We start from the raw sequence: 12,795 nt of genomic DNA, 5'->3' as shown, positions 1-12,795 counted from the left end.
CATGTGCTGATTTTATAAACAATTGCTAATCAATCCCTTATACTTTCCACTCGATTCATTCAGATGGGAAATGCAATGGTCAGCGATATCCTTCAGCCGAACCTCCGGGTCGTGTTCTGCGGCATAAATCCGGGAAAATCATCCGCTCATCTCGGGTTACCTTTTGCTCATCCTGCTAATCGTTTCTGGAAGGTTCTTCACCTGGCGGGTTTTACCGACCGACAGCTCAAGCCTGAGGAGGCGCAGCTGCTGCTGTCCTACGGCTGTGGCGTGACGAAGCTGGTTGAGCGGCCTACGGTTCAGGCAAGCGAAGTGGCGTTGCAGGAGCTGCGTGCCGGTGGCCGAGAGCTGATTACAAAGATGCAGGACTACCAGCCGAGAACGCTGGCTATTCTGGGCAAGCAGGCCTTTGAGCAGGCTTTCAGCCAGCGTGGTGCGAAATGGGGCAAGCAGGAGATTACCATCGGTGATACCGAGGTGTGGATTTTGCCTAACCCGAGCGGCTTAAGCCGCGTGACGTTGGATAAACTGACGGAAGCCTATAAAGAGCTGGATGAATCTCTGGCGGCTCGGGGGCGGTAAGCATAGTGTTGCTGTATGCCCTCACCCCGACCCTCTCCCAGAGGGAGAGGGGGAATTGAAAGAGGCGCCCAGAGGGAGCGGGGGAATTGAAAGAGGCGCCCAGAGGGAGCGGGGGAATTGAAAGAGGCGCCCAGAGGGAGAGGGGGAATTGAAAGAGGCCCCCAGAGAGAGCGGGGAGAAACCGCAAATTCAGGGCAAAAAAAAGCTCCCGGGCGGGGAGCTTTTCAGTTTTCTGAACCGATTAATCGTCCAGGAAGCTACGCAGCACTTCAGAGCGGCTTGGGTGGCGCAGTTTGCGCAGCGCCTTCGCTTCGATCTGACGGATACGTTCGCGGGTCACGTCGAACTGTTTACCCACTTCTTCCAGCGTGTGGTCGGTATTCATGTCGATACCGAAGCGCATACGCAGGACTTTCGCTTCACGCGCCGTCAGGCCAGCCAGAACGTCGTGCGTTGCGGAACGCAGGCTTTCGGAGGTGGCAGAATCCAGCGGCAGCTCGAGGGTTGTATCCTCGATGAAGTCGCCCAGATGCGAATCTTCATCGTCGCCGATTGGCGTTTCCATGGAGATAGGCTCTTTGGCAATTTTCAGCACTTTACGGATTTTGTCTTCCGGCATCAGCATACGCTCGGCTAACTCTTCCGGCGTTGGCTCACGGCCCATCTCCTGCAGCATCTGGCGCGAAATACGGTTGAGCTTGTTGATAGTCTCAATCATGTGCACCGGAATACGGATGGTACGCGCCTGGTCGGCGATGGAGCGGGTGATAGCCTGACGGATCCACCAGGTCGCATAAGTCGAGAACTTATAGCCACGGCGGTATTCAAACTTATCAACGGCTTTCATCAGGCCGATGTTGCCTTCCTGAATCAGGTCGAGGAACTGCAGACCACGGTTGGTGTATTTCTTGGCGATAGAAATAACCAGACGTAAGTTGGCTTCAACCATCTCTTTCTTCGCACGGCGCGCTTTCGCTTCACCGATGGACATACGACGGTTGATGTCTTTTACCTGTTCGATGGTCAGGCCGGTTTCTTCTTCAATCTGCTGCAGCTTCTGCAGGCCGCGGTGAACGTCATCGGCAACGTCGTGCAGCTTTTCAGACCACGGCTTGTTCATCGCAATGGCCGCGTTGAACCAGGTTTCGCTGGTTTCGTTGCCGGTGAACAGCGTGATGAAGTTTTTCTTCGGCATTTTGCACTGCTCAACGCACAGCTTCATGATGATACGTTCTTGAGTACGAACGCGGTCCATCATGACGCGCATGCTGTTAACCAGGTAGTCGAACTGCTTCGGCACCAGGCGGAACTGTTTGAACACTTCAGACAGCTGCAGGATTTCGGCTGCGGCATCCGGGTGGCTGCGGCCCTTCGCTTTGATGGTGTCGCGAGCCAGTTCATACTGTTTACGCAGTTCACCGAATTTCTCACGCGCCAGTTCCGGGTCGATGCTGTTGTCATCGTCGGAGCTGTCGTCGTCAGACTCTTCGTCTTCGTCTTCATCGTCGTCCCTCTCTTCCTGAGAGAGTTCGGAACCGACGTGCGTCGCGGTTGGTGCGAGGTCTTCTTCAGCGTTCGGGTCAACAAAGCCGGTGATGAGGTCGGACAGACGCGCTTCTTCGGCTTCAACGCGATCGTACTGCTCCAGCAGATAGGTGATCGCTTCCGGATACTCGGCGACAGAGCACTGTACCTGGTTGATACCGTCTTCGATACGCTTCGCGATATCGATCTCACCCTCACGGGTTAACAGTTCAACGGTGCCCATTTCGCGCATGTACATGCGCACTGGGTCGGTGGTACGTCCAATCTCGGACTCCACGCTGGACAGTACCTGTGCGGCCGCTTCTTCCGCGTCTTCATCGGTATTGTTAGAGTTTTCAGCAAGCAAAAGATCATCGGCATCAGGGGCTTCTTCCATCACCTGAATGCCCATGTCGTTGATCATTTGGATGATGTCTTCGATCTGATCGGAGTCGACGATATCTTCCGGCAGATGGTCATTGACCTCGGCATAGGTCAGATAGCCTTGCTCTTTACCACGTTGGACAAGAAGCTTGAGCTGTGACTGCGGGTTTTGCTCCATAAGACGGTATCCACACTTCAGTATTAGGGTTGTGTCGGTAGGCGTTGCCGCCAACAATAACGTACGAGGGCTGATTTATTTTTATGCCGCAGCCCGTCCGTGCGGCGTTCGGGGGTGACCCGATCAATGTTCGGCAGTTAAGCCGCGAATCTATTTTTTGGCGCGCGATTGCGTTATCACGCGAACTTCTTCACGCTCCGCCGGGGTCAGCCCCGTCGTTCTGGAACGTGCCATTAATTCTTCAAACCTTAACTCTAGCGCCGACTCGAAAAGATGGTCCAGCGAGTCGGTGAACGTTTTTTCAGCAATGTCTCTATCTGCTATATCGTCCCACGCCGAGAGTTTTTCAAGGGTCGTGGCCTCATTTGTGCCACGATATTGCTCCAGCAACTGCCCGGTGGTCAGCCCCGGCTGCGCCATACAGGCGTCAACCAGGCTGCTGAACAGCGTTAAACCCGGCAGCTTTGTGGCATCCAGTCCGCTAAGTGGCGGGACCAGCGGGGCCAGTTCCGGGTTCTGTACCAGTAACCCTATCAGTATACGCATGGTTGTGCGTTTTAGCTGAGGCGCCGGGCGAGGTGTAGCACCTTCAGCCTGTTTGGGCATCAGCTTTTCAAGCTGGCTGTCGTCCAGGATACCGAGCTTGTTGCCCAACTCCTGGCGCAGATAGATACGCAGCGTTTCGCCGGGGACCTGGCTAATCAGCGGCAGAGCCAGGGTGCTTAACCGCGCTCTTCCGTCTGGCGTACTCAAATCAACCTGAGGCATCAGGCTGTTAAACAGGAAAGTGGAGAGCGGCTGAGCCTGCTCCATCCGCGCTTCAAACGCGTCCTTTCCTTCTTGACGCACCAGCGTATCCGGGTCTTCGCCGTCGGGCAGGAACATAAAGCGCAGCTGACGGCCGTCCGTCATATAAGGTAGCGCAGTTTCCAGCGCTCGCCATGCCGCGTCTCGTCCTGCACGATCGCCGTCATAGCAGCAGACCACGGTGTCCGTTACCCGGAACAGCAACTGAATATGATCGGCGGTTGTGGAGGTGCCAAGGGACGCTACGGCGTAAGAAATGCCGTACTGCGCCAGCGCCACCACATCCATATATCCTTCGACTACCAGAAGACGCGCCGGTTCCGGCTGGCTCTGCTGGGCTTCATACAGGCCATACAGCTGGCGGCCTTTGTGAAAAATGTCGGTTTCCGGGGAGTTCAGGTACTTCGGCAGGGCATCGCCCAGCACGCGTCCACCAAATCCGATGACCCGGCCGCGTTTATCGCGAATCGGGAACATGACGCGCTCGCGAAAGCGGTCATAGCTGCGGCCTTGGTCGTTGGTGACCAGCATGCCGGCGTCCGTCAGAGCCTGGCGATTTTCACTGTTGCCGCCAAAGCGTTTAAGCGCATTGTCCCAGCCCGGTGGCGCATAGCCGATGGCGAAGTGGCTAATCACCTCGTCGCTCAGGCCACGCTTGCCCAGATACTGGCGCGCCGGTTCTGCGGCGGGCTGCTTCAGCGCCTGCTGATAAAAGGCGTTCAGACCGTCCATCAGTTGGTACAGGCTTTGGCGCTGGTGTCGTTCGATCTGGCTTGGGCCGTTGCCAGCCTCGTACGGCACTTCAAGGTTGTGCATGGTCGCCAGCTCTTCAACGCTTTCGACAAACTCAAGCTTGTCGTAGTTCATCAGGAAGTCGAGGGCGTTACCGTGTGCGCCACAGCCAAAGCAGTGGTAAAACTGTTTATCACCGTTCACGGTGAAAGAGGGGGTTTTCTCGTTATGGAATGGACAACATGCGTGGTAGTTCTTGCCCTGTTTTTTCAGCTTCACGCGAGCATCGATCAGGTCGACGATGTCGGTGCGAGCGATCAGGTCATTGATAAAAACACGCGGGATTCGTCCAGCCATAGGCCCCATGCTATATCCGTCATCTCTCAGGCCGGGGCCTAAAAGCTCAGGGATATGTCAGTTTATAAACGAGAATAAGCCGCGCATTCCTTTCGGAAGCACGGCCTTATAACTACTACTCAGTCTGAAGTTGAGGAGTGAATCCTCAGAAGATTAGTACAGACGAGTGCGGCGTGCGTTTTCGCGAGCCAGTTTCTTCGCGTGGCGTTTCACAGCAGAAGCTTTAGCGCGCTTACGTTCGGTCGTTGGTTTTTCATAGAACTCACGACGACGGACTTCAGCCAGAACGCCTGCTTTTTCGCATGAACGCTTGAAGCGACGCAGTGCTACGTCGAACGGCTCGTTTTCACGTACTTTAATTACCGGCATGTAACTCTCACCTTTAATAATTCGGTTTGCCGCTGGCATACAGGCCAGCTTAATTCAAAATGGTGCGGAATTTTACTGCAACTCTTGCTGCTTTGTAAAGCACCGAACGACGAGAAACCTGGCTTTTAGGGCCGGTATCTTCCAGGACCGCAGATTATACACCATCAGGCGGGGTATAGGGCAGCAAAGTTTTACAAAGGAAGCCACCGGGATTAAACTTCGCGCCGGGCCAAAGAGGTAAAACAAGCCATGCGTGTACTGGGAATCGAAACATCCTGTGATGAAACCGGCATCGCCATTTATGACGATGAGAAAGGGTTATTAGCCAACCAATTGTATAGTCAGGTGAAACTGCACGCTGACTACGGCGGCGTGGTGCCGGAGCTGGCCTCCCGCGATCACGTTCGCAAGACCGTGCCGCTTATCCAGGCCGCGCTGAAAGAAGCCGGATTAACCGCAAAAGATATCGACGGCGTAGCCTATACCGCCGGGCCGGGTCTGGTGGGCGCGCTGCTGGTTGGCGCCACGATTGGCCGCTCGCTGGCGTTTGCCTGGGATGTGCCAGCCGTGCCGGTACACCATATGGAAGGTCACCTGCTGGCCCCGATGCTGGAAGACAATCCGCCCGAGTTTCCGTTTGTCGCGCTGCTGGTTTCCGGCGGCCATACCCAGCTCATCAGCGTGACCGGCATTGGTAAATATGAACTGCTGGGCGAGTCTATCGACGATGCGGCCGGTGAGGCATTTGATAAAACCGCCAAGCTGCTGGGGCTCGACTATCCAGGTGGGCCGCTGCTGTCCAAAATGGCGGCGCAGGGCACGGCGGGGCGCTTTACCTTCCCACGCCCGATGACCGACCGTCCGGGGATGGACTTTAGCTTCTCTGGCCTGAAAACCTTTGCCGCAAACACCATTCGCGATAACGACGCTGACGATCGGACTCGCGCTGATATCGCCCGCGCTTTCGAAGATGCGGTTGTGGACACGCTGGCAATCAAATGTAAACGCGCGCTCGATCATACCGGCTTTAAGCGGCTGGTGATGGCGGGCGGCGTGAGCGCAAACCGTACCCTGCGCGCAAAACTGGCCGAGATGATGACTAAACGCCGCGGCGAAGTGTTTTACGCTCGGCCGGAGTTTTGCACCGACAATGGCGCAATGATTGCCTATGCCGGGATGATTCGCCTGAAAGCCGGCACCTCCGGCGAGCTGAGCGTTAGCGTGCGTCCACGTTGGCCGCTGGCAGAGTTACCCGCCGCCTGATAAGCAAACTAAAAGGAGCGTTTAACCGCTCCTTTTTTGTCCCCGCAGCCCATCCTGCCTGGTAATACTCTGCAACAAACGAAAGCGGAATTTGCCCGGTACTTTCGGCGCACAATCCGGCAATCTATCGCGATACCCGACTGAACCTGGAGAACATTGTGTCCGATATCCTCAGCAAAATTATCGCCGTTAAGCATGAAGAAATTGCCGCCGCTAAAAAAGCAATTTCCCTAAGCCAGCTTGCTGAACAGGCCGCCGCACAGAATCACCGTGATTTTGTTGCCGCGCTGCGCCACAAGCGTGATGCAGGTCTGGCTGGGGTGATTGCCGAAGTGAAAAAGGCCAGCCCGTCGAAAGGGTTGATTCGTGAGAATTTCAATCCTGCTGAGATAGCGGCATCGTATCAACAGGGCGGTGCCGCCTGTCTGTCGGTGCTGACTGATGAACAGTTCTTCCAGGGCAGCGCGGCTTATCTGCAGCAGGCTCGTGCCGCCTGCGAGCTGCCGGTTTTACGCAAAGATTTTATCATCGATCCGTGGCAGGTTGTGGAAGCCAGGGCGATGGGGGCAGATTGCATTCTGCTTATCGTCTCCGCGCTTGAAGACGGCCAGATGCAGGAGCTTGAGGCGCAGGCCCACGAACTGGGCATGGCGGTGCTGGTAGAGGTTCACGATGCCGATGAGCTGGAACGTTCGCTCCGGCTGACCACGCCGCTTATTGGCGTCAACAACCGTAATCTGCGCACCTTCGAAACAACGATCGAAACCACGATTAGCCTGTTAGCTCAGCTTCCGGCGGATCGAATGGTGGTGACCGAGTCCGGCATTGCCACGCGTGAACATGTGATTCGCCTGCGCGAAGCCAACGTGAATAACTTCCTTGTCGGTGAAGCTTTTATGCGGGCAGATGAGCCGGGCCAGGAGCTTGCCGCGATGTTTTTCCCTGGCCGGTAAACGGCAGAGCGATTGTTAAACCACGCCTAAAGTCCGCTGGGATAGCAGGCTTGTTACGGGCGTAAAAAAGGAGTGATTTATCACTCCTTTGTTGTTTCTGGCTGGTCTCAAGCGAGACGGGTTATTCCTGCTCGGTTTTTTTCTTTTTCTTCTTAAACCGCGCCCAGATCTTTGTTTCCTGGCCACGCCACAGGCGCTGAATATTGTCGTGGTGACGCATCAGAATCAGGCAGGAAAGCATGGCGACCGGGAAGGTGAACTGCGGTTTGAACCACCAGACATAAAACGGGGCGATCAGCGCGCTGATAATCGCACCGAGAGAAGAGTAGCCGCTCAGCAGCACGCTCAGCAGCCAGGTTCCGGCCATCACGCCGGTTAAATCCCAGCCGATGGGTGCGATGGCGCCAAATGCCGTCGCCACGCCTTTACCGCCACGAAACTTAAAGAACACCGGCCAGATATGGCCGAGGCAGGCGGCGATGGCAATCAGGCCAAGCCAGAAGGGGGTCACACCCAACGCCCACGCCGCCCAAACGGGCAGCATGCCTTTCAGAACGTCAAAAATCAGTACCGCTGCGGCTGCACCTTTACCGCCAATGCGTAATACATTGGTTGCTCCTGGGTTACCGGAGCCGCTCTCGCGTGGATCGGGGAGACCGGCAATGCGGCAAACCAGAATGGCGCTAGAAATCGAGCCGCAAAGATACGCGAGGAGGATCATACCAGGCGCGATTGCACTCATAACGCTGTTCCATGTTGAAAGTGTCGAAGTCTTCTTTGCATCTGTGGATAATACGCATATTTCGCCGGAAGTGGTATCCGGCATGACTAAAAACCGGGCAGGGCGTGATGGACATTGTATTTATAGAGCAGCTTTCGGTAATCACCACCATCGGTGTTTACGACTGGGAACAGACCATTGAACAGAAGCTGGTGTTCGATATCGAAATGGCCTGGGATAACCGCAAAGCTGCGGGCAGCGATGATGTAAAGGATTGCCTCAGCTATGCGGATGTGAGCGAAGCCGTGATTAAGCACGTCAGCGGCGGACGCTTTGCCCTGGTGGAGCGCGTGGCTGAAGAAATAGCGGAACTGCTGCTGGCCCGCTTTAACTCGCCGTGGATTCGCCTGAAGGTGAGTAAGCCAGGGGCGGTAGCTCAGGCCGCTAACGTTGGGGTTATCATCGAGCGTGGCAGTAATCTGAAACCAGGCAAATAATTACCGGGATCGTTAAACCAAACGGTGACCGGCGGGTCTTATCAACGTATCTTTTGCGGCTAACGTCCTGCGTAGGCCGTTTTTTTGTGTCTGTTTTTGGGGATGAGGGTTAAGTGATGAGCGATCTACCAACCTTGGCAATTGCCGCCATTCTTGGCGTTGTTGAAGGGTTAACCGAGTTTTTACCGGTATCGTCTACCGGGCACATGATTATTGTGGGGCATCTTTTAGGCTTTGAGGGGCAGACGGCTGAAACCTTCGAAGTGGTTATCCAGCTTGGCTCTATTCTCGCCGTGGTCGTGATGTTCTGGCGTCGTCTGTTTGGCCTGATTGGCATTCATTTTGGCCGTCCTCCCGAGCATGAAGGGGTAGGCACGGGGCGTCTTTCACTGATTCATATTCTGCTCGGCATGATACCGGCGGTGGTGCTGGGACTTGTTCTTCACGATGCCATTAAATCGCTGTTTAACCCGGTGAATGTGATGTATGCCCTGGTGGTCGGCGGCGTGCTGCTTATTGCGGCGGAATGCCTGAAGCCGAAGGTGCCGAGTGCGGTTGGCGTGGACGACATCACCTACCGTCAGGCATTTATGATTGGCTGCTTCCAGTGTCTGGCGCTTTGGCCGGGCTTCTCTCGTTCCGGGGCAACCATTTCCGGCGGGATGCTGATGGGCGTTAGCCGCTATGCGGCCTCTGAGTTCTCGTTCCTGCTGGCGGTGCCGATGATGATGGGGGCGACGGCGCTTGACCTCTATAAGAGTATCGGCTTCCTGACGATGGGCGACCTGCCAATGTTTGCCGTGGGCTTTGTTACCGCCTTTATCGTCGCGCTTATCGCCATCAAAACCTTCCTGCATCTGATTAAGCGAATTTCGTTTATTCCGTTCGCTATCTACCGCTTCGTGGTAGCCGCAGTGGTGTTCTTTATCTTCACCTAGTTTCTGATGCCCTCAGCCTTGCGGCTGGGGGCAGTGCTGCTCCTTCCAGACCGCAACCGCTTTAATTCTCCGCTTCGTCAGCTCTTCCCTGATTGCCGGGCCGCTGAATCCAGCTTCAATCACTTCTTTGTTCGTTACGCTCTGCGCCGCAATCCAGGCCGCGCGCAGCATTCTGCCCTGCGGATAATCACTGGCCTCAAAACCGGTGCGCCCTCGGGCATCGGCCTCGCTGGTTAAGGCGATTTGCTCCACGCGATGCGGCTTACGCCAGGCGTCGATGGCGTCGAACAGCTTTATCACCGTTTTTGGCTGCAAAATCGGGAAGGTGTGGATCAGATCGTGGAACTCGGCGACCAGTTTTGCCAGGTCACGAATGTCATTCGGGATGCGCAGGCGGGCACAAAGTTGCTCCACAAGCTTAACGCCCGCCGGGCCGTGGCCGTGGTGGCTTGGCCATTTTTCTTTTGGCGTCAACCCCTTGCCGAGGTCGTGACACAGCGTGGCAAAGCGAACGTCTACCTCCGGGCTAAGCTGCGCGGCAATAGACAGGGTCATCAGCGTATGAATACCGGTGTCTATTTCCGGGTGCCATTTTGCCGGAGCCGGAACGCCGTATAGCGCGTCGATTTCCGGGAACAGGACTTTCAGGGCGCCGCATTCGCGCAGCACGGCAAAAAAGACCTGCGGATTACGGCTGGTGAGGGCGTTTTCCGTCTCCTTCCAGACGCGTTCGGCGGTGAGATGGGCGATTTCACCGTTGTCGGTCATTTCACGCATCAGCGCGAGGGTTTCTGGCGCTATCTGGAAATTCAGGTGGGCGTAGCGTGCAGCAAAACGCGCCACGCGCAGGACGCGCAGCGGGTCTTCATTGAAAGCCGGTGAAACATGGCGCAGCAGGCGACGCTCGATGTCGGCGAGGCCGTTATACGGATCGATAATCTCGCCGTTCTCATCCTGGGCAATGGCGTTGATCGTCAGGTCGCGGCGCAGGAGATCCTGTTCAAGCGTGACGTCCGGGGCTGAATAGCAGGTAAAGCCGGTATAGCCCTGGCCTGATTTCCTTTCGGTACGGGCCAGCGCATACTCTTCGTGGGTTTGCGGATGCAGGAACACAGGAAAGTCTTTCCCGACCTGCTCGTAGCCTTCGTCCAGCATTTGCTGAGGCGTCATCCCAACCACAACCCAGTCTTTATCCTTAACCGGTAGTTTTAATAACCCATCACGAACTGCACCACCGACCAGATAAATCTTCACGCTTTACACCCCAGGCACCGTTATTGAACCACGAATGGTAAGTGTAGATGCGAGGGGGAAGCAACGGCTAATGTGTCGCCGTTAGTTCATCCAGCGGTCTTTCTTCTTACGGCTTGGGATCATGTGCGGAAGCAGCAGGCCAATCAGCAGGCCAAACCCAGCCACACCGCCGCCGTACATAAACCACTGCATGATGATGGCGCGCTGTTTATCGTCAAGCTGGACGTTGGCGGCATCCACCTTTTTCCTGGCGACGATTAGCTGGTTTTTAAGCTGCTGATTCTCGTCCTTCAGGCCGTTAATCACGGTGTCGCTCTGGGCAACCTTCTGCTGCATTTCAGCGGTACGCTGGTTCCAGGTTGTGTCGATGTTATTCAGCTTGTCGGTCAGCGTTTTGACCTGGTTTTCCAGATCGGGTACGCGGGTACGCAGGCTTGGATTGGTGCTCAGCTGAGCAAGCGGGATCCAGGAAGTACGCCCGTTGCTGTCGCGTACCTGGCCGTATTTCGTTTCTTCATTGCTTTGCAGCAGCGTGACTTGTTCCCCTGCGTTGACGGTGCCAACCAGGCGGTAGTTATCGCCCGGGCCACTGCGGACCCAGGTGTTCAATTCATCAGAGACATAACGTTTTTCTTCGGCATGAGCCACGACGGAAACGCTAAGGGACAGCAAAGTGAGGCAAATCAGGCGTAATTTCTGCATTATTTCGTCGTTATTTTCATAAAGTGTGGAACGATAGTAGTGGCAACAGTCTGACGGTGCAATCCGTAAACCTGAATGAGAATCATCCTGATGTCAATTTCACCACCAGGCGTTCCTGCACTACCGCAAATTCGCTACCCGAAGGGGTATTTTGTCGTACTATTACAGACCTAATCGACGCTATTTAGTTCGCCAGGATGTTGCCTGGTGTGACGTAAACAAAAGTAAAGAAGACATGGCTCAGGAAATCGAACTCAAATTCATCGTTAACCCTGCTGCGCTCGACGCGCTGCGCGACAAGTTGAATGCCCTGCCAGGCGAGCACAGCGATCCACGGCAGTTGCTCAATATCTATTATGAAACAGCGGATAACCAGCTGCGTCGTCACGACATGGGGCTGCGCATTCGTGGGGATGCCGGGCGCTATGAAATGACGATGAAAATCGCCGGACGCGTGACCGGCGGGCTGCATCAGCGCCCTGAATATAACGTAGAGCTAAGCAAGCCCGAGCTGGATCTCGCTTTGCTGCCGGCGGAAGTGTGGCCCGAAGGGCTGGACGTGGCGGCGCTGCAGGCCGGGGTTAAGCCGCTGTTCAGCACCGACTTTGTGCGTGAAAAGTGGGTGGTTACTCACGGTGCGAGCCGCATTGAGCTGGCGCTGGATCTCGGTGAAGTGAAAGCCGGGGAGCACCAGACGCCGATCTGCGAACTCGAACTTGAACTGTTAGCCGGTGAAACGTCAGACCTGCTGGCCCTGGCGGAAAGCCTGGTCACTGAGCCTGGCCTGCGTCAGGGCAGCCTGAGCAAAGCGGCGCGCGGTTATCACCTGGCTCAAGGCAATGCGGTGCGCGAAGTGAAGCCGCTGGCCGTGCTCTACCCACCAGCTAAAGCCACCGTTGAACAAGGTCTGGAAGGTTCCCTGGAGCTGGCGCTCGCTCACTGGCTCTACCATGAAGAGCTGTGGCTTAGCGGCGTGAAAGCGGCCAGACAGCAGGTGATTGATGCCGTGGGCCTGGTGCGTCATGCGCTGGCGCTTTTCGGCGGCATAATTCCAAGAAAAGCGAGCACTCACTTGCGTGAGCAGCTGATTGCGCTTGAAACCCGCTTTGCCGACGATGAAAAAGCCGAGGCAATGGTGTACAGCGCGCAGGCAAGCAGCGCCAAACTGGCGTTGACCCGCTGGCTGGTGGAGCGCCAGTGGCAGGCGTTTGTTGATGAAAAAGCGCGCGCTAAGCTGGATGGCTCCTTCAAGCGTTTTGCCGATACTCACCTTTCCCGCCACGCGGCCGAGCTGAAAGAGACCTTCCAGCGCCCGCTGGGAGACAGCTATGCTGACCAGCTGCCACGCCTGGCGCGTGAGACGGATTCTATTCGCCTGCTGGCCGGGGTATACAGCGATGCGCAAACTCAGCCATGGCTGGAAAACTGGCAGGGACTGCGCCACGCCATCGTTACCCGCCAGCGCATCGAAATAGAGCATTACCGAAACGAAGCGATCTCGCAGGCGCCATTCTGGCTGCATAGCGGGAAATAA

At 55.9% G+C, this 12,795-nt stretch carries 12 protein-coding genes; 6 read left to right on the top strand and 6 right to left on the bottom strand.

Annotated elements, in window-relative coordinates; all coding sequences use genetic code 11:
• The first annotated feature begins 75 nt into the window (after nt 1–75).
• A complete protein-coding gene (gene mug, locus HX778_RS19745; protein WP_038475892.1) occupies nt 76–582 on the top strand; it encodes a G/U mismatch-specific DNA glycosylase in 507 nt (168 codons plus the stop codon).
• A gap of 241 nt (nt 583–823) precedes the next feature.
• On the opposite strand, the gene rpoD is transcribed toward mug, so the two are convergent.
• From rpoD to rpsU, 3 genes are all read right to left on the bottom strand, one after another.
• The gene (gene rpoD / locus HX778_RS19740) at nt 824–2,668 is read right to left on the bottom strand and encodes an RNA polymerase sigma factor RpoD (protein WP_038475889.1); all 1,845 of its coding nucleotides are present in this window, start codon (nt 2,666–2,668) and stop codon (nt 824–826) included.
• Nucleotides 2,669–2,818: 150 nt separating this feature from the next.
• On the bottom strand, nt 2,819–4,564 hold the full coding sequence (gene dnaG / locus HX778_RS19735; RefSeq protein ID WP_176982833.1) for a DNA primase: 1,746 nt from the start codon (nt 4,562–4,564) through the stop codon (nt 2,819–2,821).
• A gap of 153 nt (nt 4,565–4,717) precedes the next feature.
• Complete coding sequence (gene rpsU, locus HX778_RS19730; protein ID WP_001144069.1) at nt 4,718–4,933, bottom strand: 30S ribosomal protein S21; 216 nt, start codon at nt 4,931–4,933, stop codon at nt 4,718–4,720.
• Between the two features lie 249 nt (nt 4,934–5,182).
• Between rpsU and tsaD the strand changes: the two genes are divergently transcribed.
• Both tsaD and trpC read left to right on the top strand, forming a co-directional pair.
• The gene (gene tsaD, locus HX778_RS19725) at nt 5,183–6,196 is read left to right on the top strand and encodes a tRNA (adenosine(37)-N6)-threonylcarbamoyltransferase complex transferase subunit TsaD (protein WP_038475886.1); all 1,014 of its coding nucleotides are present in this window, start codon (nt 5,183–5,185) and stop codon (nt 6,194–6,196) included.
• Between the two features lie 158 nt (nt 6,197–6,354).
• Nucleotides 6,355–7,149 carry an indole-3-glycerol phosphate synthase TrpC gene (trpC, locus tag HX778_RS19720; protein WP_176982832.1) on the top strand — a complete coding sequence of 265 codons (795 nt, stop codon included), beginning with the start codon at nt 6,355–6,357 and terminating at the stop codon, nt 7,147–7,149.
• 121 nt (nt 7,150–7,270) lie between these two features.
• On the opposite strand, the gene plsY is transcribed toward trpC, so the two are convergent.
• Nucleotides 7,271–7,891: a glycerol-3-phosphate 1-O-acyltransferase PlsY gene (plsY, locus tag HX778_RS19715; protein WP_038475880.1), complete on the bottom strand. Its 621-nt coding sequence runs from the start codon at nt 7,889–7,891 to the stop codon at nt 7,271–7,273.
• Nucleotides 7,892–7,998: 107 nt separating this feature from the next.
• Between plsY and folB the strand changes: the two genes are divergently transcribed.
• Complete coding sequence (folB, locus tag HX778_RS19710) at nt 7,999–8,367, top strand: bifunctional dihydroneopterin aldolase/7,8-dihydroneopterin epimerase (protein WP_038475877.1); 369 nt, start codon at nt 7,999–8,001, stop codon at nt 8,365–8,367.
• 116 nt (nt 8,368–8,483) lie between these two features.
• Nucleotides 8,484–9,305, top strand: coding sequence for an undecaprenyl-diphosphate phosphatase (gene bacA, locus HX778_RS19705; RefSeq protein WP_038475874.1), 822 nt, complete (start codon nt 8,484–8,486; stop codon nt 9,303–9,305).
• A 12-nt stretch (nt 9,306–9,317) separates the two neighbouring features.
• On the opposite strand, the gene HX778_RS19700 is transcribed toward bacA, so the two are convergent.
• Nucleotides 9,318–10,559: a multifunctional CCA addition/repair protein gene (locus HX778_RS19700; RefSeq protein WP_038475871.1), complete on the bottom strand. Its 1,242-nt coding sequence runs from the start codon at nt 10,557–10,559 to the stop codon at nt 9,318–9,320.
• 81 nt (nt 10,560–10,640) lie between these two features.
• Nucleotides 10,641–11,261, bottom strand: a complete 621-nt coding sequence (locus HX778_RS19695) for a TIGR04211 family SH3 domain-containing protein (RefSeq protein WP_176982831.1) — start codon at nt 11,259–11,261, stop codon at nt 10,641–10,643.
• Between the two features lie 235 nt (nt 11,262–11,496).
• Between HX778_RS19695 and HX778_RS19690 the strand changes: the two genes are divergently transcribed.
• Nucleotides 11,497–12,795: an inorganic triphosphatase gene (locus HX778_RS19690; RefSeq protein WP_176982841.1), complete on the top strand. Its 1,299-nt coding sequence runs from the start codon at nt 11,497–11,499 to the stop codon at nt 12,793–12,795.

The sequence above is a fragment of the Cedecea sp. P7760 genome, from assembly GCF_013386425.1.
Taxonomy (GTDB): domain Bacteria; phylum Pseudomonadota; class Gammaproteobacteria; order Enterobacterales; family Enterobacteriaceae; genus Cedecea; species Cedecea selenatireducens.
The sequence above is the reverse complement of the archived record's forward strand: the minus strand, read 5'-3'. Positions and strand labels throughout refer to the sequence as shown.

Excerpts from the sequence above, each read along its gene's own strand:
- mug (WP_038475892.1), top strand. The coding sequence starts at position 76 with ATGGTCAGCGATATCCTTCAGCCGAACCTCCGGGTCGTGTTCTGCGGC.
- rpoD (WP_038475889.1), bottom strand. The coding sequence starts at position 2,668 with ATGGAGCAAAACCCGCAGTCACAGCTCAAGCTTCTTGTCCAACGTGGT.
- dnaG (WP_176982833.1), bottom strand. The coding sequence starts at position 4,564 with ATGGCTGGACGAATCCCGCGTGTTTTTATCAATGACCTGATCGCTCGC.
- rpsU (WP_001144069.1), bottom strand. The coding sequence starts at position 4,933 with ATGCCGGTAATTAAAGTACGTGAAAACGAGCCGTTCGACGTAGCACTG.
- tsaD (WP_038475886.1), top strand. The coding sequence starts at position 5,183 with ATGCGTGTACTGGGAATCGAAACATCCTGTGATGAAACCGGCATCGCC.
- plsY (WP_038475880.1), bottom strand. The coding sequence starts at position 7,891 with ATGAGTGCAATCGCGCCTGGTATGATCCTCCTCGCGTATCTTTGCGGC.
- folB (WP_038475877.1), top strand. The coding sequence starts at position 7,999 with ATGGACATTGTATTTATAGAGCAGCTTTCGGTAATCACCACCATCGGT.
- bacA (WP_038475874.1), top strand. The coding sequence starts at position 8,484 with ATGAGCGATCTACCAACCTTGGCAATTGCCGCCATTCTTGGCGTTGTT.
- HX778_RS19695 (WP_176982831.1), bottom strand. The coding sequence starts at position 11,261 with ATGCAGAAATTACGCCTGATTTGCCTCACTTTGCTGTCCCTTAGCGTT.
- HX778_RS19690 (WP_176982841.1), top strand. The coding sequence starts at position 11,497 with ATGGCTCAGGAAATCGAACTCAAATTCATCGTTAACCCTGCTGCGCTC.